This is a genomic window from Yoonia sp. (assembly GCF_046292185.1).
GTDB lineage: Bacteria > Pseudomonadota > Alphaproteobacteria > Rhodobacterales > Rhodobacteraceae > Yoonia.
In genome coordinates this window covers 11,640-34,636 of the sequence record NZ_JBKBQY010000018.1, presented here as the reverse complement: position 1 = coordinate 34,636, position 22,997 = coordinate 11,640, and the positions used below count along the sequence as shown (strand labels likewise).

The 22,997-nt window shown below is 60.8% G+C and carries 27 protein-coding genes; 9 read left to right on the top strand and 18 right to left on the bottom strand.

Annotated elements, in window-relative coordinates:
• The first annotated feature begins 27 nt into the window (after positions 1 to 27).
• Complete coding sequence (locus ACK4TM_RS05305; protein WP_409697844.1) at positions 28 to 651, top strand: TetR/AcrR family transcriptional regulator; 624 nt, start codon at positions 28 to 30, stop codon at positions 649 to 651.
• Here ACK4TM_RS05305 and ACK4TM_RS05300 read toward each other — a convergent pair.
• Positions 648 to 1,385 carry an NYN domain-containing protein gene (locus tag ACK4TM_RS05300; protein ID WP_409697841.1) on the bottom strand — a complete coding sequence of 246 codons (738 nt, stop codon included), beginning with the start codon at positions 1,383 to 1,385 and terminating at the stop codon, positions 648 to 650. The two genes, ACK4TM_RS05305 and ACK4TM_RS05300, sit on opposite strands and share 4 nt — an antisense overlap.
• A 27-nt stretch (positions 1,386 to 1,412) precedes the next feature.
• Positions 1,413 to 2,525 carry an S-(hydroxymethyl)glutathione dehydrogenase/class III alcohol dehydrogenase gene (locus tag ACK4TM_RS05295; RefSeq protein ID WP_409697838.1) on the bottom strand — a complete coding sequence of 371 codons (1,113 nt, stop codon included), beginning with the start codon at positions 2,523 to 2,525 and terminating at the stop codon, positions 1,413 to 1,415.
• A 99-nt stretch (positions 2,526 to 2,624) separates the two neighbouring features.
• On the opposite strand from ACK4TM_RS05295, the gene ACK4TM_RS05290 reads away from it, so the two are divergent.
• From ACK4TM_RS05290 to ACK4TM_RS05275, 4 genes are all read left to right on the top strand, one after another.
• Positions 2,625 to 2,888 (top strand): I78 family peptidase inhibitor, encoded by a 264-nt coding sequence (locus ACK4TM_RS05290; RefSeq protein WP_409697835.1) that lies wholly within the window; start codon positions 2,625 to 2,627, stop codon positions 2,886 to 2,888.
• A 38-nt stretch (positions 2,889 to 2,926) separates the two neighbouring features.
• Positions 2,927 to 3,262, top strand: coding sequence for a DUF2794 domain-containing protein (locus ACK4TM_RS05285; protein ID WP_409697832.1), 336 nt, complete (start codon positions 2,927 to 2,929; stop codon positions 3,260 to 3,262).
• A 120-nt stretch (positions 3,263 to 3,382) separates the two neighbouring features.
• The gene (gene hemP, locus ACK4TM_RS05280) at positions 3,383 to 3,538 is read left to right on the top strand and encodes a hemin uptake protein HemP (RefSeq protein WP_409697829.1); all 156 of its coding nucleotides are present in this window, start codon (positions 3,383 to 3,385) and stop codon (positions 3,536 to 3,538) included.
• On the top strand, positions 3,535 to 3,987 hold the full coding sequence (locus ACK4TM_RS05275) for a hypothetical protein (RefSeq protein ID WP_409697826.1): 453 nt from the start codon (positions 3,535 to 3,537) through the stop codon (positions 3,985 to 3,987). Before hemP ends, ACK4TM_RS05275 begins: the two co-directional genes overlap by 4 nt.
• Here the strand turns inward: ACK4TM_RS05275 and ACK4TM_RS05270 are convergent.
• From ACK4TM_RS05270 to ACK4TM_RS05260, 3 genes are all read right to left on the bottom strand, one after another.
• Positions 3,984 to 4,799: a C40 family peptidase gene (locus ACK4TM_RS05270; RefSeq protein WP_409697823.1), complete on the bottom strand. Its 816-nt coding sequence runs from the start codon at positions 4,797 to 4,799 to the stop codon at positions 3,984 to 3,986. The genes ACK4TM_RS05275 and ACK4TM_RS05270 overlap by 4 nt on opposite strands.
• Positions 4,796 to 6,175 (bottom strand): leucyl aminopeptidase family protein, encoded by a 1,380-nt coding sequence (locus ACK4TM_RS05265; protein ID WP_409697819.1) that lies wholly within the window; start codon positions 6,173 to 6,175, stop codon positions 4,796 to 4,798. Before ACK4TM_RS05265 ends, ACK4TM_RS05270 begins: the two co-directional genes overlap by 4 nt.
• Before the next feature lie 75 nt (positions 6,176 to 6,250).
• Positions 6,251 to 6,637 carry a hypothetical protein gene (locus tag ACK4TM_RS05260; RefSeq protein ID WP_409697816.1) on the bottom strand — a complete coding sequence of 129 codons (387 nt, stop codon included), beginning with the start codon at positions 6,635 to 6,637 and terminating at the stop codon, positions 6,251 to 6,253.
• 136 nt (positions 6,638 to 6,773) lie between these two features.
• Here ACK4TM_RS05260 and ACK4TM_RS05255 point away from each other — a divergent pair, with 136 nt between their 5' ends.
• The 3 genes from ACK4TM_RS05255 to ACK4TM_RS05245 are packed head-to-tail and all read left to right on the top strand — an operon-like array spanning position 6,774 to position 8,718.
• Positions 6,774 to 7,421, top strand: coding sequence for a carbonic anhydrase (locus ACK4TM_RS05255; RefSeq protein WP_409697813.1), 648 nt, complete (start codon positions 6,774 to 6,776; stop codon positions 7,419 to 7,421).
• Positions 7,422 to 7,430: 9 nt separating this feature from the next.
• Complete coding sequence (locus ACK4TM_RS05250) at positions 7,431 to 8,408, top strand: sodium-dependent bicarbonate transport family permease (protein WP_409697810.1); 978 nt, start codon at positions 7,431 to 7,433, stop codon at positions 8,406 to 8,408.
• A gap of 1 nt (position 8,409) precedes the next feature.
• Complete coding sequence (locus ACK4TM_RS05245) at positions 8,410 to 8,718, top strand: P-II family nitrogen regulator (protein WP_409697807.1); 309 nt, start codon at positions 8,410 to 8,412, stop codon at positions 8,716 to 8,718.
• 25 nt (positions 8,719 to 8,743) lie between these two features.
• Here the strand turns inward: ACK4TM_RS05245 and zapE are convergent, their stop codons facing one another.
• The 9 genes from zapE to greA are packed head-to-tail and all read right to left on the bottom strand — an operon-like array spanning position 8,744 to position 15,905.
• Positions 8,744 to 9,796: a cell division protein ZapE gene (zapE, locus tag ACK4TM_RS05240; protein ID WP_409697804.1), complete on the bottom strand. Its 1,053-nt coding sequence runs from the start codon at positions 9,794 to 9,796 to the stop codon at positions 8,744 to 8,746.
• Positions 9,796 to 10,707 (bottom strand): ornithine cyclodeaminase family protein, encoded by a 912-nt coding sequence (locus ACK4TM_RS05235; protein ID WP_409697801.1) that lies wholly within the window; start codon positions 10,705 to 10,707, stop codon positions 9,796 to 9,798. Before ACK4TM_RS05235 ends, zapE begins: the two co-directional genes overlap by 1 nt.
• A complete protein-coding gene (locus tag ACK4TM_RS05230) occupies positions 10,704 to 11,327 on the bottom strand; it encodes an HAD family hydrolase (RefSeq protein ID WP_409697799.1) in 624 nt (207 codons plus the stop codon). The genes ACK4TM_RS05235 and ACK4TM_RS05230 overlap by 4 nt, the downstream gene beginning before the upstream one ends.
• A gap of 14 nt (positions 11,328 to 11,341) precedes the next feature.
• Entirely contained in the window at positions 11,342 to 12,295 is a 954-nt protein-coding gene (locus tag ACK4TM_RS05225; protein WP_409697796.1) for a DMT family transporter, read from the bottom strand.
• Positions 12,292 to 12,738 (bottom strand): YaiI/YqxD family protein, encoded by a 447-nt coding sequence (locus tag ACK4TM_RS05220; RefSeq protein WP_409697793.1) that lies wholly within the window; start codon positions 12,736 to 12,738, stop codon positions 12,292 to 12,294. Before ACK4TM_RS05220 ends, ACK4TM_RS05225 begins: the two co-directional genes overlap by 4 nt.
• Complete coding sequence (fghA, locus tag ACK4TM_RS05215; RefSeq protein ID WP_409697790.1) at positions 12,735 to 13,565, bottom strand: S-formylglutathione hydrolase; 831 nt, start codon at positions 13,563 to 13,565, stop codon at positions 12,735 to 12,737. The genes ACK4TM_RS05220 and fghA overlap by 4 nt, the downstream gene beginning before the upstream one ends.
• 9 nt (positions 13,566 to 13,574) lie before the next feature.
• Positions 13,575 to 14,510 (bottom strand): AEC family transporter, encoded by a 936-nt coding sequence (locus ACK4TM_RS05210; RefSeq protein ID WP_409697787.1) that lies wholly within the window; start codon positions 14,508 to 14,510, stop codon positions 13,575 to 13,577.
• A 4-nt stretch (positions 14,511 to 14,514) separates the two neighbouring features.
• Positions 14,515 to 15,420, bottom strand: a complete 906-nt coding sequence (locus ACK4TM_RS05205) for a hypothetical protein (protein WP_409697784.1) — start codon at positions 15,418 to 15,420, stop codon at positions 14,515 to 14,517.
• A 14-nt stretch (positions 15,421 to 15,434) separates the two neighbouring features.
• Positions 15,435 to 15,905 (bottom strand): transcription elongation factor GreA, encoded by a 471-nt coding sequence (gene greA, locus ACK4TM_RS05200; protein ID WP_409697781.1) that lies wholly within the window; start codon positions 15,903 to 15,905, stop codon positions 15,435 to 15,437.
• Between the two features lie 201 nt (positions 15,906 to 16,106).
• On the opposite strand from greA, the gene ACK4TM_RS05195 reads away from it, so the two are divergent.
• The gene (locus ACK4TM_RS05195) at positions 16,107 to 17,753 is read left to right on the top strand and encodes an electron transfer flavoprotein-ubiquinone oxidoreductase (protein WP_409697778.1); all 1,647 of its coding nucleotides are present in this window, start codon (positions 16,107 to 16,109) and stop codon (positions 17,751 to 17,753) included.
• On the opposite strand, the gene ACK4TM_RS05190 is transcribed toward ACK4TM_RS05195, so the two are convergent.
• The 4 genes from ACK4TM_RS05190 to gpmI form a co-directional block, all read right to left on the bottom strand.
• Complete coding sequence (locus ACK4TM_RS05190) at positions 17,738 to 18,955, bottom strand: PLP-dependent aminotransferase family protein (protein ID WP_409697776.1); 1,218 nt, start codon at positions 18,953 to 18,955, stop codon at positions 17,738 to 17,740. The genes ACK4TM_RS05195 and ACK4TM_RS05190 overlap by 16 nt on opposite strands.
• A 74-nt stretch (positions 18,956 to 19,029) precedes the next feature.
• Positions 19,030 to 20,373 (bottom strand): S41 family peptidase, encoded by a 1,344-nt coding sequence (locus tag ACK4TM_RS05185; protein WP_409697772.1) that lies wholly within the window; start codon positions 20,371 to 20,373, stop codon positions 19,030 to 19,032.
• A 14-nt stretch (positions 20,374 to 20,387) separates the two neighbouring features.
• On the bottom strand, positions 20,388 to 21,455 hold the full coding sequence (locus ACK4TM_RS05180; protein WP_409697769.1) for a murein hydrolase activator EnvC family protein: 1,068 nt from the start codon (positions 21,453 to 21,455) through the stop codon (positions 20,388 to 20,390).
• Positions 21,452 to 22,966, bottom strand: a complete 1,515-nt coding sequence (gene gpmI, locus ACK4TM_RS05175) for a 2,3-bisphosphoglycerate-independent phosphoglycerate mutase (protein ID WP_409697766.1) — start codon at positions 22,964 to 22,966, stop codon at positions 21,452 to 21,454. The genes ACK4TM_RS05180 and gpmI overlap by 4 nt, the downstream gene beginning before the upstream one ends.
• Positions 22,967 to 22,997: the final 31 nt, after the last annotated feature.

Genomic DNA, 22,997 nt, shown 5'->3' with positions numbered 1-22,997 from the left:
TATGATATCACCCAAGGGGAGAAGATCATGCCAGACGGTGCGGCAGAGCCGAAAAAAGGACGCAAATTCGATCAGGTTCTGGAAGGTGCGCGGCAGGTTTTCATGTCCGACGGATTTGAAGGCGCGTCAGTCGATGATATCGCACGTGCCGCAGGCGTGTCCAAGGCGACGCTTTACAGCTATTTCCCTGACAAGAGGTTCCTGTTCATGCAGGTCGCCAAGATCGCCTGCCAACGGCAGGCCGATCACGCCATCGAGACTATCGATATCACCGCCCCCGCGCGGCAGGTTTTACGCAGCATCGCAAGCGAAATGGTCGAATTCATCACCTCGGAATTCGGCACGCGGGTGTTTCGGATCTGCGTCGGTGAAAGCGAACGCTTTCCCGAACTTGCGCGCGAATTCTACGCATGCGGCCCGATGCTGATCCGCGAAAGGATGACGGATTTCTTTCGTCTGGCGATAGAAAGGGGCGAATTGCAGATCAACGATGTGGCCCTGGCCGCCGACCAGTTTCACGAACTTTGCAAGGCGGATCTGTTTTCGCGCATGGTGTTCTGCATGTCGGGGACATTCACCCGCGCCGAAAAAGACCGCACCATCGACGGCGCGGTCGAGATGTTCATAGCCCGCTACGGCGTCAAGCCCTAGTCGAGGCGGCGGGCCTCCAGATGGTTGCCCTGACCTTTCTTGACCTCGAACCGGCCTGATTTCACCAGCAGATCGCTCAGTTTCGCGCTGCCATAGGTGCGCGGGTCGAAATCGGGCGCGGCGCGGGTGATATATTGCCCGATCTGGCCCAAGGAATACCATTCGCCTTCGGGGTCGATGCTTTCCATCGCCTTGATCACCAACGGAATCGCCGCTGATGGTGGTTGGCGCGTGGCGGTTGCGGTGGGGGCCACCGGCTTGGCCGGTTCACCGATTGCAGGCTGATCCCTGTCCTGATCGATCAGGTTTTCGATCAGGATGAATCGGTTGCAGACATTACGCAGGCTGACCGGTGCCTTGCCTTCGCCAATGCCGATCACCACCACCCCGTTTTCACGCAGACGGTTGGCAAGCGCCGTGAAATCGCTGTCCGAGCTGACCAGCACAAACCCGTCAAACCGCCCGGTGTGCAGGATATCCATCGCGTCGATCACCAGACCGATGTCGCTGGCATTCTTGCCGCGGGTATTGGCGGTTTCCTGATTGGCGACCAGCCCCAGTTCCACGACTTCCTTTTTCCAACCGCCCAGCGCAGGGCTGGACCAATCGCCATAGACCCGGCGCAGGGCCGGTTCGCCAAAGGTGGTGACTTCGCGCAGGATGGGACCCGCGTATTTGGCAGGGATATTGTCCGCGTCGATCAACACGGCCAACAACATGCGATCCTTGGCCATGTTAATCCTTTCAGTGCCGCTGACGGCTTAAAATTCGACGACAGCGCGGATGCTTTCGCCCGCATGCATCAGCTCGAAACCCTTGTTTATATCTTCAAGCTTGAGCTTGTGGGTGATCATCGGGTCGATCTCGATCTTGCCCTGCATGTACCAATCCACGATCTTGGGCACATCGGTGCGTCCGCGCGCGCCGCCGAATGCAGTGCCCCGCCAGCTACGCCCCGTCACCAGCTGGAATGGGCGGGTCGAAATTTCGGCGCCCGCCGGGGCCACGCCGATGATGATGCTTTCGCCCCAGCCCTTATGCGCGCATTCCAGTGCCGTGCGCATCACCCCCACATTGCCGGTGGCATCAAAGGTGTAATCCGCCCCGCCCTTGGTTAGTTCGACCAGATGCGCGACCAGATCGCCGCTGACCTTTTTCGGGTTCACGAAATCGGTCATGCCAAAACGCGTCGCCATATCATATTTGCTGTCGTTCAGATCGACGCCGACGATCTGATCCGCCCCCGCCAAGCGCAGGCCCTGAATGACGTTCAGACCGATACCGCCCAGACCGAACACGATCGCGCGGCTGCCGATTTCCACCTTGGCGGTGTTGATGACAGCGCCGATGCCGGTGGTGACACCGCAACCGATATAGCAGATCTTGTCAAACGGCGCATCCTTGCGAACCTTGGCTAGTGCGATCTCGGGCAACACGGTATGGTTGGCGAATGTCGAACAGCCCATGTAATGCAGGATCGGGGTGCCATCGAGCATGGAAAACCGACTGGTCCCATCAGGCATGACACCTGCACCTTGGGTGGTGCGGATTTTCTGGCACAGGTTGGTTTTCGGGTTCAGGCAATATTCGCATTCACGACATTCAGGCGCGTAGAGTGGGATCACGTGATCACCGGGCTGCAACGACGTGACGCCTTCGCCCACCTCAAGCACGATTCCCGCGCCCTCATGGCCCAGAATCGCTGGAAACGCGCCTTCGGGATCATCGCCGGACCGGGTGAATTCATCGGTGTGGCACAGGCCCGTCGCCTTGATTTCGACCAGCACCTCACCGGCGCGGGGCCCGTCAAGATTGACTTCCATCACTTCCAGCGGCTTGCCCGCTGCCATTGCCACTGCTGCCCGTGTGCGCATCCCGATGTCTCCTGTGCATTTGCATCTTTGATCGACGAAATGCGCAGGGATTTCAACCTTGCTCTTGCCAAAGGCACGCGCATTAACGCAAATAAAGGCATGCGACATTTTATCCCCTTCCTGCTGCTTGCCGCCTGCGCTGTGCCCGATGCCGAGCCGGCACCGACCATGCCGGACACCTGCGGTGTGGCCCGTCATATTAACCTGATCGGGCAACCGGCGACGGCGCTGGAACGGGTGTTGATCATGGATATGGTCCGCGTCATCCGCCCTGACGACATGGTCACCATGGATTTCCGGGAAGAACGGATCAATTTCTATATCAGCGCAGACGAAAAGATCAGCGATATCCGCTGCGGCTGACGGGTTGATTTTCGCGCCTGATCGCGCGAACCTTGCACATGACCATGCAACCCCCGCCGTTTCACGCGCCGCCACAGGTCGCCTTTCACCGCAACGAACTCGGCCTGATCCTCGGGCTTTACGGGCGCATGGTCGCCGCCGGCGAATGGCGCGATTATGGCATTTCAACGCTGCGCGACTCGGCGGTTTTTTCGATCTTCCGGCGCACGGCTGAAAATCCACTTTACCGGATCGAGAAACACCCCCGCCTGCGCCTGCGTCAGGGGCAATATGCCGTGATCGGCATGGATGGGCAGGTGCTCAAACGTGGCAACGACCTGAAAACCGTGTTGCAGGTGCTGGAACGTAAGTTGATCCGGCTGGTCGATAAATAATATACCTGACTAAAAAAGTCGGATTGACAATTTCTGCCGGAAACCTGATGATTGCCTTACGTCCAGCCAGCCCGCCCCGTGCAGGCAAGCCCGATCGCCCGCATGAAAGGTCCTTGGCAGATGAACATCCAGACGCACCCAAAACCACAGCAATCCTTGCCCGCCCATGATGCAGAGCGCCTGACCGGTGGCGGCGACCAGGCGCATATCGTCCTGAATGATCAGATTTACACCCTGCGCATCACCCGCGCGGGCAAGCTGATCCTGACGAAATGACGATGCATGACCGCCAGATCGCAGGCGAGCCGACCGCATGGTTGCGCCAGTTGGAGGATCTGAACGCCTGCTGCGTGATTTATCTGCGCCTTTGGTGCGACGGCCCCGACGGGCGCGCCGCAGTGCGGCGCGATCTGGACAACGCGCTTGGTCCGCGCCGCGCCAGCACCGCGATCGAGGCGTTTGAAACACTGATCGCCCTGTTGTCACAGCACCAGCGGCGCAAGCTGATGCGGCACGCTGTAAGCTGCCCCTGTCTGGGGGCAGATGAGGCCTATTTCGCGCATTTCGTCGCCACCGCCGCCACCGGCGAGCGGGAAGACGCGCTTTGGATGGCCATGGTCCTTGTGCGCCCGGAAACGGCGATGCATCTGACGGCGGCGGCCAGCGCCTTTGGCCTGCGGATTGCGCAGATGCTGACGTCGCGCATCCCGCCGGTATTGCACTAAACCCGTCGGCGGGCGGTAACAGGGCCACCCCCCTGCGCGGCAATGCGCAGGGTCGCTGCCTCCAGCTGTTCATAGGCGGTGGCCATGTGATGCGCATTGGCGTGGATCAGCGTCGCCTCATCCACCATCATCGCGACATGGCCCTGCCAGAAGATCAGATCGCCACGCCGCGCAGTCCCGCTGAAATCCGTGCCAAGGCCCGTGCATTGCAGGTCGCTGTCGGCAGGGCTAGCGATGCCGCAAGCCTGCAAGGATGCCGCCACCAACCCGGAACAATCGATGCCGCGCGTGGAATTGCCGCCCCACAGATAGGGCACGCCGAAATGCAATTGCGCGACAGTCGCAGGGTCGGTGAAAGGCCGGTCCAACGGGCGCAGATGCTTTTTGGAGATAAACCCCAGCGTCGTTTCAAAAAACTTCGCCCTTTCGTCCAGCACCGTTACCCTTGCGCCAAAGGGCAGACATATGACATCGGCAGATTTGAAATCCTCTGCCAGATAGGCATGGGTCGCGGCGGTGCCGACCATATGGGTCGCCTCCCTGACCGGCCCCAGCCGGTCTGACGCGACATAACCGACGTAACCATCCGCCGCCTGCACAAAGGACCAGCCGGCGCGATCCTCGAACGTTGTGACGACCGCGCCCAGCAGCAATTGGCGGTCACGCGGCCCCGAAGGGGCTGCACACAGATCACTGACCGGGCGGGTCAGCATCATGGACAACCCGTCCAGATACCGCTCTGCCGTCACCTGCCCCGCCAGATGCATGGCAGCGACACGGCCATTGGCCGGGGTCAGGCGGCGGTCGGTCACAGTTTCAACAGCCGTGGCAAGGCGGCCAGCACGGCCCGCGCGCCCATGCCGACGCCACCTTTGGGGCGCGACGGTGCCGCGGATGGCTGCCAGCCGTAGATATCGAAATGGACATAGGGGCTTTGCACGAAACGGCGCAGGAACAGCGCCGCAGTGATACAGCCCGCCATCCCACCGCCGGGCGCATTGTCCAGATCGGCGATGCCCGGTTCGATCATCGCCTCGTATGGTTCGTGAAAGGGCAAGCGCCAGACCGGGTCGGCGACCTGCTGCGCTGCGTCGGAAATCGCCGCTGCGTGATCATCGTGGTCGGTGAAAAACGGTGCCAGATCCGGCCCCATCGCGACCCGCGCAGCCCCGGTCAGCGTCGCCATAGAGATGACAAGATCAGGATCTTCCTCATCCGCCAGCGCCAAAGCATCGGCCAGCACCAGCCGCCCTTCGGCATCGGTATTGTTGATCTCGACCGTCAGCCCCTTGCGCGAAGGCAGGATATCCTGCGGACGAAACGCATTGCCCGCGATGCTGTTTTCCACTGCCGGGATCAGCACCCGCAGGCGCAGGGGCAGACCCAGCGCCATGATCATCTGCGCCAGCCCGAGCACGGTGGCAGCACCGCCCATATCCTTTTTCATCAGACCCATCGACGCACCGGGTTTGATGTTCAGCCCGCCTGTATCGAAACAGACCCCCTTGCCGACAAGCGTCAATCGCGGCCCGCTGTCACCCCAGCGCATGTCGATCAGGCGCGGCGCGCGCGGGCTGGCGCGGCCCACCGCATGGATCAGCGGGAAATTGGCATCCGTCAGATCATCGCCCATTGTCACACTGATCGTCGCATTCTGCGCCTTTGCCAGATCGCGTGCGGCCTGTTCCAGCTCGTCCGGGCCCATATCCGACGCGGGCGTATTGATCAGATCGCGGGTCAGCGCCTCTGCCTGTGCGATGATCTGGATGCGCGCGGCGTCAATGCCATCGGGGGCGACCAAGGCAGCAATGGAATCGCCGGGTTTGCGATAGCGATCAAAGCTGTAGGCGGCCAGCAGCCACGCAAGGCTCGCCTCTTCAAGGTCAGCATCGGTCAGGCCGGATGCGATGCGATAAGCCCCCTTGGGCAATTGCCGCGCAACTGCCCCCAGGTGAAACCGCCCGCGCGCCCGGGTCTGCGCGGTGCCATAGCCCACCAAGACCTGCGCGATACCGCCTTGCGCATCGGGCAGCACCAGCACCTGCCCCAATGCGCCGGTGAAACCCTGCGTCCGCGCCCATTGCTGACCGATCAGGGGCAGTTCCGCGACAGCAGCCTCTGCCTGATCTTTTGCGACAATATGCACCGGGACGGCGGCGGGGTTGGGACCGGCAAAGGCGAGCGACATTCTTTTATCCTGACAAATCAATTCCGCGGCCAGACTAACCGGCCAGATCACCGCCGCAAGGGGCAGTTGGCCGCGCTAAAGGCCGCGGAAATCCCAAAGTTCTGCCACGGCAAGATCAAAGGCGCGTTCCAGCCGCCCGGTCGTCGCCGCCAGCGCGACCCGGTCCCCCGATTGCAGACATTGGCCCACATCGTCCGCCGCCAAAGCCAGACCCGTCAGCCCGATAGGCCCCGCGACCGATACGATCCGGCGCGCAGCCTTGACTGCGCGGTCGGGGTCCTCCGCGCCGTCCTGCAGAACATCCAGCCAATGGGCGATGCTTTCCAGGATGCGGCAAAGCATATCTTCCGCCGCGGCCGGTGTCCTGTCTTCAAAGGCACGCATCAGCACAGGGCGGTCAACCAGCAGTTTGTCGTGACATCGCAGGATGATCACGTCACAATCGGCAGGGCGGTGCGGCATATTAAGGGGTCGTGAATAATCCATGCCCCACCTCATAAACCGGCAAGGTTCTAGGAAGGTTGATGCCGTTGCAAGAAATCGCTCGAAATTTCCAAAAATGCGACGTATCCCGTGCCAACAGCGCAAGGACTGACGAATGCACAATGCCCGCCCGCTTCCGGCCTATCTGATTGACCGCTACAGAACGTGGAAATCCACTGTTTTTGAAGAAAACAGGACGATCTACGACGATCTTGCCACCAACGGGCAAAGGCCCCGGATCATGGTGGTATCCTGCTGTGACAGCCGATTGCATGTCTCATCCATCTTTGGGGCAGATGTGGGGGAATTGTTCATCCATCGCAATATCGCCAATCTGATCCCGGAATATGAACCCGACGGGCGGCACCACGGGACCTCGGCAGCGGTGGAATATGCGGTGCGCGCGCTGAAGGTGGAACATCTGATCGTGCTGGGTCATTCCGGCTGCGGCGGCATCGAAGGGTGCTACAACATGTGCGCCGGCCATGCACCCGAGCTTGAAGAACAGACAAGCTTTATCGGTCGCTGGCTCGACATCATCCGCCCCGGCTATGAAACCCTGCCCGAAGGCGATGACGCCACCCGCAAGACCGCGCTGGAAAAGGCGGCGATCCTGATTTCCATTCGCAACCTGATGACCTTTCCCTTCGTGCGCAGCGCGGTAGAAGATGGCAGCATCAGCCTGCATGGATTATGGAAGAATATCGGTGACGGCAGCCTTGAACATTATGATCCGGCGACGAATTTATTCGTCAGTGTGTAAAGGCCAGAGATGAGTGAAATCCTGTCCCTCGCCGGATCGAACCTGATCTCGCCCATCATTCTCAGCTTTGCGCTGGGGTTGCTGGCCGCACTCGCGCGGTCCGATCTGACCATCCCCGAGGCCGTGGCCAAGGGCATGTCGATCTATCTGCTGTTCGCCATCGGTTTCAAGGGCGGCGTCGCGGTCAGCGCGCATGGTATCGACCAGACGCTGGTTCTGGCCCTGATCGCGGGGCTGGTGTTGTCCTTTGCCCTGCCCTTGCTGGCCTTTGGCTTGCTGCGGGTGATGACGGGGCTGTCGCGGGTCGATGCGGCAGCCGTCGCGGCGCATTACGGGTCGATCAGTATCGTGACCTTCGTAGCGGCAACATCGGTGCTGCAAGGCCGGATGATCCCGTCCGAAGGCTATATGGTCGCCGTCGCCGCCGTGATGGAAGCGCCTGCGATCCTGTCCGCGCTCTGGCTTGTCGCGCGCGGTGGTGGCGGCGCGCGGATGGAACCCGACCTGATCCGTGAATTGCTGCTGAACGGGTCCATCGTGCTGCTGGTCGGCGCGTTCTTCATCGGCGCCTTGACCGGCGAACAGGGCATGGCAGAAATCAGCGCCTTCATCGTGGCTCCGTTCAAAGGGGTGTTGTGCCTGTTCCTGCTGGATATGGGCCTGATCGCGGGGCGCGGATTGCGGCAGTCCAAGGGCGTGCTGAGCTTCGGCGCTGTTGGTTTTGCCATCGCGATGCCGCTTGTCAGCGCCATCATCGGGCTGGGTGTCGGGCTGCTGATCGGGCTTTCGCTGGGCGGTATTGTGCTGATGATGGTGCTGTCAGCCTCTGCCAGCTATATCGCCGTGCCCGCCGCGATGCGCGTCGCCTTGCCAGAGGCGAACCCGGCGATTTATCTGACATTGTCGCTGGGCGTGACCTTTCCGTTCAACCTGACCTTGGGGATACCGATCTATCTGGCCATCGCCCAGACCGTCACAGGAGGCTGAGATGCAGACCCATATCGCCAAACGCGTCGAGATCGTGATTGAGGCCCCGTTGGAACGCCGCCTGACCGATGCGCTGACCAGCGCAGGTGTGACGGGATACACCGTGCTGCCCGTTCTGGGCGGTTCTGGTCGGTCGGGCCAATGGACCCGCGACGGTCAGGTGGGCCGTGCGGGTATGGTCAGCGTCGTCTGCCTGATCAGGCCGGAACGGCTGGACCCGCTGCTTGACGGTATCTTTGCGGTGGTGAAAAAACACATCGGCGTGGTCAGCGTCACCGATGCACAGGTGCTGCGGGCGGAAAGGTTCTGATCCGCGCAAGCGCAGGCGATCCTTCCTAACGCCCCCATCCGTCTGATTGCATTTCACGTAACCGGCTGGCCGTGCGTTCAAACTCGAACGTGCCTTCGCCTTCAAGATAGATCATCTCGGGGCTGGCCGCCGCCGAACAGATCAGGCGGACTTTGGCCTCGTAAAGCGCGTCGATCAGCGTGACAAAGCGTTTTGCCTCGTTGAAATTGCTGCGCGACAGGGCGGGGATATCTTCCAAGATCAGCACGCGGACCGCTTCGGCCAGTGCCAGATAATCGGCAGCCCCCAGCGGTTTGCCGCAAAGGTCATAGAATTTCGCCCGCGCCACGCCGTTGTGAAACCGAGGCAGCACCACCTCGCGGCCTTTGACATGCAGCACCAAGGCTTCGGACTGCCCATGGCTGAACCCCTGCCATATGTCATCTATCGCCGCACGGGATTCTGCATTGATCGGGGTGAAATAGCTGGGGCTGCCGGACAGCCGGTCCTGCCGGTAGTCGATCTCGCTGGCCAGTTCATGCACAACCAGCCGGTCCTGCAGCAAGGCGATGAAGGGCAGGAAATGCTGCCGGTTCAGGCCGTTCTTATATAGGTCAGCCGGCGGGCGGTTCGATGTCGTGACCACAACGACACCGGCCCCGATCAGGGCGGTAAACAGCCGCCCCACGATCATCGCATCGGTGATATCGCTGATCTGCATTTCGTCAAAGGCCAGAAATCGCACGCGGTCTGCCAGCTTTGCTGCGACAGGGGCGATGGCGTCATCGACACCTTGCTTGCGGGCAATCGCGATCTCGGCATGGACCCATTGCATGAAAGCGTGGAAATGCCAGCGTTCCTTGGGCGCATCGACAGCCGCATAAAGCATATCCATCAACATGGATTTACCGCGCCCGACACCGCCCCAAAGGTAAAGCCCTTTCACCGGTGGCGGTGCCTTGCGGAAAAAGCCGGTCTTGACCGGCACCGCCAGCGCCGCCCTGATCCGTTCCAGTTCGGGCAAGGCTGCCTGTTGCACCGGATCGGCCGTCAGTTTGCCAGCGGCAACTGCCGCTGCATATTGGTCTTGTAGCGTCATCACTTGCCTTGCCAGACGTCCAGAATATAGCGGCAGGTCATCAGGTCCAGATGCGCGCCGCCGCCATTCTTGAACAGGGTGATGTCATCGGCGCTGTCGCGGGTGAAATCGTTCAGCGCATAATAATCCGCGATCACGTCATCCGCGCTGATTGCACCGGTGCTGATCGGAATCTTCAGTTCGCCGATATGGTGCGTTGTCGTCTCGCGGCTATCGACGAAAATACGGGATTTCTGCAAAGCGGCATCATCCACCTCGCGCATGTCGGGGCGATAGGCACCGATCAGATCGACATGGGTGCCGGGTTGCAACCAGTCGCCCTTGATCAGCGGTGCGGTGGACATGGTGGCCGAGGTGACGATATCCGCAGCACGCACAGCCTGTTCCAGATCTTCGGCAATGTTGACATCAGGGTAATACGCCTTGAATTGTTCCGCCCCTTCAGCGGACCGATTCCACAATGTGAACCGCGCATCCGGGAACGCCGCAGCATAGGCCTGCCGCAACGATTGCCCCACGGTGCCTGCGCCCACGATCAGAATATTACGACTGTCAGGGCGCGCCAGCCTGCGCGCGGCCAGCAGGCTGTCACCGGCAGTTTTCCATTTTGTGACCAGATGAAAATCGACGATTGCCTCCAGCAGGCCATCCGTGGGTGAAAACAGATTGACCGCACCATTGACCGCCGGCTTGCCCACCGCCTTGTTGCCCGGAAAGATCGTGGCGCATTTCACCGCCAGCCCCAGCCCCGCGATCCATGCAGAGCGGTTCAACAGGGTGTTGTCCCCTTCATACAGAAACACATCGGCAACATCGGCCTTTGGCCCCGCATGACCCGCCGCCAAAGCATCGGTCAGATCAAGCCAGTCCAACATAGCGTCAGCTTCGGCAAAAGGGATCATCACACTCATTGCGCCTGCTCCTGTGTCAGCAGCCCTGCCGCGACGAGCCTGTCGGCCCAGCCTTGGGGCGCCTCGAACAGATGGGTCTGCCAGCCGCGGGCATTGGCGGCATTGATATTGTCGATCCGGTCATCGGTGAACAGCAGCGCGGTTGGATCAACGCCGCAATCATCCTCAACCATCTGGTAGATTTGCGCATCAGGTTTGATCATCCCCATATGGCCAGAGATATAGCGGCGGTCGAACTCCCCAAGGAAAGGATAGACCGGTTCGGCAATCTCGAACGTCTGGATGCCGAAGTTGGTCAGGGCGAAGACCGGTACGCCGTTTTTGCGCAAGGCGCGCAACAGGCGCACGGAATGGTCGATGGCGGGCGCGGCCATCTCGATCCAGCGGTCGTGCCACATCAGCACTTCGGCATGCCAGTCAGGGTTGGCGTCAGCGGCGGCATAGATCGTGTCACGGAAATTGCCGCCGCGATCCACGGCGTCATTGATGCCATGAAGGTCGATGGCGGAAAACATCGCTGTGCGCCGTTCCGCGCCGATCACGCTGTCGAAGAACCGTTCCGGTTGCCATTCAATCAGCACATTGCCGATGTCGAAAACGACGGCTTTGACCTCTGACATCATTCTTCCTTTTTCTATCGCCGCAGCGGACGGCGGATTTTGGCCGCAGGCCTTTGCCCTTCGCGCCAGACCATGAACAATCCTGCCGACAGGATCAACGCCATCCCCAGATAATCGCTAAGTCCGGGATATTCATCAAAAACCACCATGCCCCAGACCACCGCCATCGGCAGGGCGAGGTATTCAAAAGGGGCAACAAATGACGCCTCTGCCACGCGGTAGGCCTGGCTGATCAGGTAACCGGCAAAGGCGGTGCCAGCGCCGATCAACAGAAATACCGGCAGATCCGACAGCAAGGGCCATTCCCATGCACGCAACAGGAACGCCAAGGACGGGTCAGTCTGGTCGCCGAACTGGCCCCAGCCGACGGTCAGCCCCATCGCGGCGCAGACGATGATGAACATGATCTGGATGTAAAAGGCCATGGTCGCCGCTGATTCCGTCCCGCCAATCCGCCGGGTCAGGATATGCATACCTGCGTAACAAAAGGCGGAAACCAGCGGCAGAAGTGACGCCAGTTGAAATGCCTGTGTTCCCGGACGCACCATGATCAGGACACCGACAAAGCCAAGCCCGATGGCTAACCATCTGCGCGGGCCGACGGTTTCGCCCAGAAATAACACCGAAAAGCCGGTGATGACCAAGGGGCTGATGAAAAAGATCGCCACAGCCTCGGCCAATGGCATGGCGGCGAGACCCAGAAAGAAAGTCAGATTGGCGAAAACCACGAAGGACCCGCGCAACAGGTGCATTTTCAGTCGCTTGGTGCGGGCGATGGCAAAGCCGTCCGTCATCGGCGCGATGATCGCCAGAATGATCGCCAGCCCGATAAAGGACCGGATCAGCACGACCTGATGCAGCGCATAGCCATCGCTGAGCCATTTGATTGCAACATCATTGGCGGAAAAGAACACCACCGCCAGCACGGCGCAAACAGCACCAAGGGCTGTAGGCGTCAACGCCTTCATGCCTTTGCCGCCGCGCGCACCATGCGTTCCAACGCGTCGAGAAACCGTGCGCGGTCGGCCTTGCCGAACGGTTTGCCGCCGCCTTGCCGGAACGGGTCGGCAGCGCGCATGTCAGCCATCAGATCGCGAGTCGCCAGCACATTGCCGATATTGGCCTGCGTCAGCGGCTCGCCATTGTGTTTCAGCACCAGCGCGCCGTTTTCGATGCAGCGCGCGGCCAGGGGGATATCGCCGGTGATCACCACATCGCCCTTGGTCGCGCGGTCCGCGATCCAGATATCGGCGATATCTGGGCCGTCCGGCACCACCACGGTTTCGACCAAAGGATTGGGCGAGGGCCGGATGCCACCGTTCGAGACCACGAACATCTTCAACCCGTGACGGGTGCCGACGCGTTCCACCTCGGCTTTGACAGGACACGCGTCAGCATCGACGTAGATCATCTGTAAAGCGCCTGTGCATGGAAATCGACGTGGTCTTCCATGAAGGTCGCGATGAAGAAATAGGAATGATCATAGCCCTTTTGCAGGCGCAACACCCCGTCCTGCCGGCGCGCAGCCATCGCAGCGGCCAGATGCTCGGTGCCCAGCAGATCGCCAAACTGATCCGCCGTGCCGGTGTCGATCAGGACCGGGCCGTCGAACCCCTTGTTCTGCATCAGCAACGTCGCGTCATGTGGTGCCCATGTCGCTTCATCCGTCCCCAGATAGGCGGTGAACTGTTTGCGGCCCCAATCGCTCTGCGTCGGATGGCAGATCGGCGCAAAGGCCGACACGGACCGGAACCGCCCCGGCAGGCCCATCGCGAGGGTCAGCGCGCCATGCCCACCCATCGAATGGCCGGTGATGGCTTGGCGGTCCATATCCAGCGCGAAATTTGCCCCGATCAGGTCAGGCAGTTCGCGGCTGACATAATCCCACATCTGGAAATGTTTGGCCCAAGGGTCTTGCGTGGCGTTGACATAGAACCCTGCCCCCTGCCCCAGATCGAAGGCATCGTCATCGGCGACACCTTCCCCGCGGGGCGATGTGTCAGGGAGTACGACGGCGATGCCCTGTTCGGCGGCCCAGCCCTGCATGCCCGCCTTGATCATCGCGTTTTCATGCGTGCAGGTCAGGCCCGACAGGAACCACAGCACCGGGACCGGGCCATCTACGGCCTCTTCCGGCAGGAACAGGCCAAATGTCATCTCGACTCCGCAAGCGTCAGACGCGTGGCTATAGACCCCTTGTGTGCCGCCAAAGCAGCGGTTTTCTGCGATTGTCTTCATCTGTCTGTCCTATCCCATAAATCCGGTCACCCAGCCGATGACCAATGATAATGTCACCACGCTGCCCGCCGTTGACAGCAGGATCGAAGCGGAAACGCGCGCCGGTGCGACCCCGTAATGCTGCGCCAGAATGAACACATTGCCCGCAACCGGCAGGGCCGCGGCGGCGATCATGACACCGGCAGCGTAAGGGTCCACTGTAAACACCATAAGCGCCGCGATGGCCACCGCCGCCGGATGCAGGATCAGTTTGCAGAAGGTCAGCCAACCAGCAACGCCGACACGTTCAGCGGATTTATTCGCCAGTGACGCGCCGATGGCAAACAATGCCCCCGGCGTCGCCGCAGCGCCCAGCAGGATCATGAAATCATTGATGGGCACGGGCACAGTCAGCCCGAGACCCGACACCAGCAGCCCCAGCGTGATCGACACGATCATCGGGTTCTTGATCAACCCTTTCACCACGGTCAGCAGGATCAGCGGCGACATCCGCCCGTCGCGCGATCCAGTGATCAGGATCACGATCAGGCTGCCGAAAACGATCAGATCAACCGCCAGCACCAGCATGATCGGGCCGATGGCGGCTTCACCCAGCAAAAGCACCAGCATCGGTATACCCAGAAACCCGACATTGCCGATCACGGCGCATTGCGCCTCGACCGCGGCTTCGGTCATCGGGCGGTTGCGGCGCAGGGCGACCAGTGTGGCAAGGATGTAGATGACAGTCGTGCCCGCCAGATAGGCAAAGACGAATTGCCAATCGAGGATCGCATCCAGCGACAGATTGGCCGAAAACCGGAACAACATCGCGGACAGCGCAAAGTAAAAGACGAATTTGGTCAGATAGGCGGTCGCTTCGGCCGAAAAGAACTTGGTCCGGCCGGACCCGTAGCCAAGCGCGATCAGCATGAAAAAGGGCAGGGTTTTGAGGAATATTTCCCACATGCCGCTAGTCAAAGATCCGGCTGGCGCGCCCAAGCAACATGAAGGCGCGCGCCGTGCGGGTTTCAGCCAGCGCGCGCAGGTCTGTGTCGCTTGCCTCCGGCTCGAAGCCAACAAGGACCAGATCGAAGCGGCGCAGGAAATGATGCCCAGCGTCGCGGAACACTGCGTCCTCACGCATCCGGGCCGAAACAATCGCCAATGCTTCTTGTTCGCGCACAGCACCAACAGGCGCCATCGTGTGCCCCCGTTCGCCCTTGGCAAAACGCCGCCACAGATCGGCGTCCGGGGCCTCGGGACGCAGGTCATCCATATAAATGCCGTCCTGCGACAAAAGCGTCAGCACGTCCTGACTGGCCTGCACCAGATGCCGCGCTGTCCGGTCACGCAAGGCACGGCGCAGGGCGGCGAAACCTTCGGTGTCGTCTTCGTTATCAGGGAAATTCAGCGCACGGATCAGATCGGGGCTGTCCAGCGGCGGGCTGTCATCCTCGGGCGAAGGACCAAGCGCCAGCGCAGGCTGTTCGACCGGCAAAGCGCGTGCCTTGGGCGCAGAAGCAGGGACCGGGCGTGCGGCAGCGGGTTGTTGCGGCGCGGCGGGACGCGCCACCGCTTGTGTCTGCGGCGTGGGCGGGGGCTGGCGCAAACCATCCACAGCACGCTGCAGACGATAAATTTCCACCTCCAGCGCGCGCGCGCTTCGCGCGGCGACCAGTATGATCGCGCCCATGCCCACAGGCACGAACATGACCAGCACCATCACGACATGGCGCAACCCGCCCACCGCGTCACCGGACGGCAAAAGCCAGAACAGGACGGCAACGACAATAACCCAGAGAACAGACAGCACCATAGCGGCTGTTTCCGTCTGGGTCGGCCCTTGTGGCTGGTCGTTGATCGGCCTTTGCGCCATAGCTTCAGCGCTTTCTATTTATAGGTGATCTTCAAAATTTCATAGCTGCGCCCACCGCCGGGTGTCGCCACCTCGACGCTGTCGCCTTCGTCCTTGCCGATCAAGGCGCGCGACAGGGGCGATTTCATATTCAGCTTGCCCTTTTCGATATCCGCCTCGTATTCGCCGACGATCTGATAGGTCTTTTCCTCGTCGGTATCTTCATCGACCAACAGAACCGTCGCGCCAAATTTTATCGAACCGGACAGTTTGGACGGATCAATCACCTCGGCCAATGAAATCACACCTTCGAGTTCCTTCACGCGGCCTTCGATAAAGGACTGCTTTTCCTTGGCGGAATGGTATTCGGCGTTTTCCGACAGGTCGCCATGCTCGCGCGCTTCGGAAATCGCACGGATAATCGCCGGGCGTTCCACGCTTTTGAGATGCTTGAGTTCCGCATCCAGTTTGTCGAAACCCGCACGGGTCAGTGGGATCTTTTCCATCTAGCAAGCCCTCCGGGCCAAAATTATTCGTCCGACGTTCATAGCCTATCAGGGCAAGGCAAAGTCAAGGCCCACCGCGATCTCGTGTCGCGGCCTGCATTTTGACGCCGTGTCCTGATTGCTGCTGACCCTCCTATCAGGTAACTCTTGATGCAAGCGAATAAAAGGGGGACCCTGCCCCGATGTTTAAAGGATATGCCGATGACCGGGATTGAACGCGAAGCGATGGAATATGACGTGGTGATCGTGGGGGCCGGCCCTGCCGGTCTGTCCGCTGCGATCCGCCTCAAACAGCTTGACGCGGATCTGAGCGTGGTTGTCCTTGAAAAAGGGTCAGAGGTCGGCGCGCATATCCTGTCGGGCGCAGTGCTGGACCCTATCGGTCTGAACAAGCTGATCCCCGATTGGAAAGAAAAGGGCGCGCCTGTGAACGTGCCGGTCAAGGAAGACAATTTCTACATGCTGGGTGAAGCGGGCCAGATCCGCATCCCGAATTTCGCCATGCCGCCTCTGATGAACAATCACGGCAATTACATTGTGTCGATGGGCAACGTATGCCGCTGGATGGCCGAACAGGCCGAAGAACTGGGGGTCGAGATTTTCCCCGGCATGTCCTGTTCCGAAGTCGTCTATGGCGAGAATGGTGAGGTCAAAGGCGTCGTCGCCGGTGAATTCGGCAAGAACCCCGATGGCACGCAAGGCCCCAACTATGAACCCGGCATGGAATTGCACGGCAAATACGTGTTCCTGGGTGAGGGCGTGCGCGGATCGCTGTCCAAGCAGGTGATTGCGAAATATGCGCTGGATGCGAAATCCGACGTGCAGAAATACGGCCTCGGCATGAAGGAAATCTGGGAGATTGTTCCAGAAAAGCACCGGATCGGCACCGTGACCCATACGATGGGCTGGCCCCTGGACAGCAATGCGGGTGGCGGGTCCTTCATCTATCACCTTGATAACAATCAGGTCTATGTCGGGTTTGTGGTCCACCTGAATTACAAGAACCCGCATGTCTTTCCCTATATGGAATTCCAGCGCTTCAAACATCACCCGATGGTGGCGGAGCTGCTCAAAGGCGGCAAACGCGTGGCTTACGGCGCGCGCGCGATCAGTGAAGGCGGATTTCAGTCAATGCCGCAACTGGCCTTTCCGGGTGGCGCGCTGCTGGGCTGTGCCGCGGGCATGGTCAACGTGCCACGCATCAAAGGCAACCATAACGCGATGCTGTCCGGCATCGCGGCGGCAGACGCGGCGTGCGAGGCGATCAAGGCTGGCCGCAGCGGCGATGAACTCGCCGATTACAACGCCGCCGTGCGCAAGGGTGAGATTGGCCGAGATCTGAAAAAAGTCCGCAATGTCAAACCCTTGTGGTCGAAATACGGGTTGCTCGCTTCACTGGGGATCGGCGGTGCCGATATGTGGATGAACACGCTGGGGATCGGTATCCTTGGCACGCTCAAACATGGCAAATCCGATGCTTTGGCGACTGAACCTGCCGACAAGCACAAGGTAATCGATTACCCCAAACCCGATGGCAAATTGTCGTTCGACCGGCTGACCAACGTCGCCTTCAGCTTTACCAACCACGAAGAAAGCCAGCCGTCGCATCTGCGCCTGAAAGACCCCGATATTCCGGTGCAGGTCAATCTGCCGACATACGCGGGGCCGTCAGCGCGCTATTGCCCGGCGGGCGTCTATGAATTTGTCGGCACCGGCGAAGACACAAAGTTCCAGATCAATTTCCAGAACTGCGTGCATTGCAAGACCTGCGATATCAAGGATCCCAGCGAGAACATTGTCTGGACTGTCCCGCAGGGCGGTGACGGACCGAATTACCCCAATATGTAAGTCCGCAACAAGGCACCCAGACGGCTGATGCCGGCGTCAATTGTCGCCTCATCCGCCAGTGAAAAGCTCAGCCGGATCGTGTTGCCGCCCGATCCGTCCGCGTGAAATGCACGGCCCGGAACAAAGGCGACACGCGCGCTTTGCAGCGATTTCGCCAGCAGTTCCGCCCCGTCGATATGGGCAGGCAGGGTCAGCCAGACGAACATCCCGCCTTCGGGTCTGGTCCAGGTCACACCGGCAGGCATATGCTCGGCCAGCCGCGCCAGCATATGATCGCGCCGCGCGCGATAGGTCTGGCGCAGGGTCGCGACATGGCTGTCAAAGACAGTTTCTGCCACCCGCGCGATGGCGATCTGGTTAATGGTGGATGAATGCAGGTCGGCGGCCTGTTTCATCAACACCAATTGGCTAATCACAGGTTTCGCCGCGACAACCCAACCAACCCGCAGACCGGGTGCCAGCGTCTTGGAAAAACTGCCGCAATAAATCGTCCGGCAGGCATCAATATCGCCCTTGGCCGCGATTTCCAGCGCCAGGATCGGCGGAATCGCGTCGCCGTCATACCGTAGCGCCTGATAGGCCGCGTCTTCGATCACCGCGATATCCAGCGCATCGGCCAGCGCCAGCACGTTGTCGCGCCCTGCACGGTCAATGGTTTCGCCGGTCGGATTGGCAAAATCCACCGACATATAGGCGAATTTCACCGCGCCACCCTTGGCCGCCGCCGTTTCGGCATAATCGGCGGGCGCACGATTGCCATGCGTCTGCAGGCGGTCGTAATGCGGTTCATAAGCGTTGAACGCCCCCAGGGCACCCAGATAGGTAGGCCAGCCCACAAGCGCTGTATCGCCGGGCGACAGGAACAATTTACCCAGATAATCAAGGCCCTGCTGTGACCCGGACGTGATCAGGATATTGTCGATCCCGCAGGGCACGCCCAGCCCTATCATATGATCCACCAGCCAGCGGCGCAGCGGCGCGTAACCTTCGCTGACCGAATATTGCAGCGCGTCCTTGTGATCGTCCGAGGTAAAGATATCGGCATAGGCCCGCTGAAAAGCCTGTGTCGGGAACAGCTTGGGGTCAGGAATACCGCCCGCAAAGGAAATGATATCAGGCTGATCCAGCAATTTCAGCAATTCACGGATTTCGGATGCTTTCATCCGCGCGATCCGCGTCGCGAACACCTGGTCCCACTGCATGATGCAATCCTCCCCCATCTGGTCTGGGGGAAGATTGCGGGGATTTCAGTCTATGTCAACGATGCTGACATAAATCAGTTACCGGGGATGCGTGTCGGGCCCAGCGCGTTCAGACCCTTGAGGATATCGATCGCGTAGGCGAGCTGGTAATCATCCTCACGCAGTTGTGCTGCAGCCTCGGCGCGCGCGCGATCTTCTTCGATCTGGCGGGTTTCATCCTCCGACAAGCCGCTGTTCAAAGCTCCACGCAGATCAGCCTCCGACCGTGCCAAAGGCGGGGTATCGTCCTCTTCCTCCTCGACCGGCTGGCGGCGTGGCTGTTCGACGATGATATCCGGCGAAATCCCCAAGGCTTGGATCGACCGTCCCGATGGCGTGTAATAGCGAGAGGTCGTCAGGCGCATCGCCCCGTCCCCACGCAACGGCACCACCGTCTGAACCGAGCCTTTGCCGAACGAATTGGTCCCGATCACGATGCCCCGTCGATGATCCTGCAATGCGCCTGCGACAATCTCGGACGCCGACGCAGAGCCGCCATTGATCAACACGACAATCGGCTTGCCCTCGGCCAGATCACCGGGGGTCGCGTTGAACCGTTCCCCATCGGCAGGGTCGCGGCCACGGGTCGACGTAATCTCGCCCGCGTCCAGAAACGCATCAGAGACCATGATCGCCTGATTGAGCAGACCGCCGGGGTTGTTGCGCATATCCAGCACGATGCCGTCGATATTATCCAACCCGCCCGCCGCCTCGATCTGTTCAGCCATGCCGTCGCGCAGATTGGGGAAGGTCTGTTCATTGAAGGTCGATACCCGCAGCACCACCGCGTTCCCTTCGGTGCGCGTGCGCACGGCCGTCAGACGGATCGTGTCGCGGATGATGGACACGTCGAACGGCTCCACTTCATCTTCGCGGACCACGGTGATCACGATCTCGGACCCGACCGGCCCGCGCATCAGACCGACCGCATCATCCAGCGTCAGACCCATCACGCTTTCGCCATCGACAGCCGTGATGTAATCGCCGGTCATGATGCCCGCCGCATCCGCAGGCGTGCCATCCATGGGTGAAACGACCTTGACCCAGCCGTCTTCCTGCGTGACCTCGATACCCAATCCGCCGAATTCGCCTGACGTCTGCACGCGCATCGCTGCGGCGGCTTCGGCCGACAGATAGCTTGAATGCGGATCAAGCGATGTCAGCATCCCGTTGATCGCCGCCTCGATCAGGGCGCGGTCATCGACCTCTTCGACGTAACCGGCACGGATGCGTTCAAAGATATCGCCGAACAGGTCAAGCTGTTCATAAACGCTGGCATCGGATCGCTGGTCCTGCGCCAGAAGAGGACCCGCCACCTGGCTCGTCACCATCAAACCCAGCACGGCACCGCCTGTCACGGCCATCATCAGCTTTTTCATCGCATTTCCCAATCCTACTCCAGCGCAAACCACGCGTCCGGATTTACCGGACCTTGCCCGCCTCTGACTTCAAGATAAAGGGGTTGCGCGTCGTGACCCGCGCCAATCCCCGTATTGGCAATCAAATTAGCGTCATCAACGCCGACATCCCCCCCCATGAGACCAAGTGGCGCACCCGCCTCGATGATCTCACCCACGGTGCCAAAGGTTTCGGCCATCCCGGCCAGAACGAAAAGCACCTCCTCCGCCGGTTCCAGAATGATGACATTGCCGTAATCCAGCAACGGTCCCTGATACAGGATCGTCGCCCGCACAGGCGATGTGACCAGCGCGCGGGGTGCTGCGGCAATCGTGATGCCGGGCCGTCGCACACCGCCGGTGGAAATGAACCCATCGACAGGCAGAGGCAGGTTCGCGGCGGCCTCCAGCGTGGCATCCTCGGGCGCGCCGGTGCCTGCCAGTTGATTGGCGAGCTCTGCAAGCGTTTCTGCTGCGGCCACGCGCTCTGCCGTCTGTGCGGGGTCTTCGACAAAACGGCGCGGCACATCCTGACGTTCGGAAATGGCGCGCCCAAGGGTGGCCCGCGCCGTCTGGGCATGATCCAGACCATTGCGCAGCAGATCATTGGCAGCGATCCGCTGTTCACGGCTGGTCCGGACCGCGGCCAGTTCCTGCTGCAGGCTGATCGCCTCTTGCTGCAGGCCGGGCGTCAGATCGGCGATCATCATACCGGCGCGTACAGCGCCGACCGGCCCTTCGGGATTGGCCAGCAGAACCGGTTGCGGACTATGCCCGATGCTGGACAGAACCATCAGCAAGTCTGCGATCTCTGCCTGGCGTGCGGCCAGTGCCTCAGTCAGCTCTGCCTCGCGCGCGGTGATCTGGCGCAGGCTCTGGCGCATGGCGACAAGGCCGGTCTCATAGGCTTTCACCGTTTCGGTCAAGGCAGCCACCTGATCAGAGGCGCCTTCTGCCGCCGCAAGCTGCGCATTGGCCGCCAAAAGCTGGGCGGCGGCGTCATCAGGCCCTTGCTGGGCGGCAACGGGCAAGGCCAGAAAGATCAGAACGAAGAACAGCCTCATCGCGCAATCAACGTACGGCCAGTCATTTCGGGCGGCAGATCCAGCCCCATCAGATCCAGCACCGTCGGTGCCAGATCCGCCAGCCGGCCATCGCGCAGCCTGATGCCGTCCGGCCCACCCACCAGCGCCACGGGCACAGGGTTCAGCGTATGCGCCGTATGCGGCCCGCCCGTGGCAGGGTCGATCATCATTTCGCAATTGCCATGATCTGCCGTGACGATCATCACGCCACCTGCCGCTTGCAACGCGGCCAGCACCGCGCCAAGGCCACGGTCCACCGCCTCGCAGGCCTTGATCGCGGCGGCGATGTCACCAGTATGACCCACCATATCGGGATTGGCGTAATTGGCAACGATCAGGTCATAGCCCGCGCCGATGGCGTTCACGAACGCCTCTGTCACCTGTGCGGCGGACATCTCGGGCTGCAGATCATAGGTCGCGACCTTGGGCGATTGCGGCATATGGCGATCCTCGCCCGGATAGGCGACCTCGACCCCGCCATTGAGGAAAAAGGTGACATGCGGATATTTCTCGGTCTCGGCCAGACGGAACTGGCGCAACCCGTGTTTGGCAACCCATGCCCCCAATGTGTTCTGGATATCGCGCTTGGGGAAAACGATCTGAAACCAGTCATCATGGCGGTCGGAATAGGACACCATCCCCAGCAAGGCGGCCAGCTCTGGCTTGCGGCGGACGAAACCGTCGAAACCGGGATCCGCGATTGCCGCCAATATCTCGCGCGCACGGTCGGACCGGAAATTCAGGCAGAACACCCCATCCTCTGGTGCAAAACCCGCATAATCACCGATCACATGAGCGGGAATGAATTCATCGGTCTGCCCCAAAGCCCGCGCCGAAGCCACAGCGGCCAAAGGATCACTGGCAGGCACACCCTTCCCCTGCGCCATCGCGCGATAGGCGGTTTCCACGCGGTCCCAGCGATTGTCGCGGTCCATCGCGTAATACCGTCCGATCACCGTGACAATCCGCGCTGCTGGCGGCAGCTTCGCCATCAGATCGGCCATGAAATGCGCAGCAGAGGATGGGGCCACATCGCGCCCGTCGGTAATCGCATGGACCATCACCGGCACGCCAGCCTCCACCATAGCCTGCGCCGCAGCAACGATATGGGCCAAGTGCCCGTGCACACCACCATCCGATACGACGCCCATCAGATGGGCCACCCCGCCAGAGGCGCGCAGCGTCGCGATAAACCGCGCCAAGGCGGCATTGTCGAAAAACGACCCGTCCTCGATAGCCAGATCGATCTGCCCAAGGTCCATCGCTACCACGCGGCCCGCACCGATATTGGTATGGCCGACCTCGGAATTGCCCATCTGACCGGTGGGCAGACCCGCATCATTGCCATGGGTCAAAAGCTTTGCATGCGGGCCTTGCATGATCGCGTCGAAATTGGGTGTCGCGGCCAATTTGGGGGCATTTCCCGCCGGATCATCACGCAGACCCCAGCCATCAAGAATACATAAGACAACAGGCTTGGGTGCGGACATGGGACCTCCTATGGCTCTGGCCGCCTTTTAG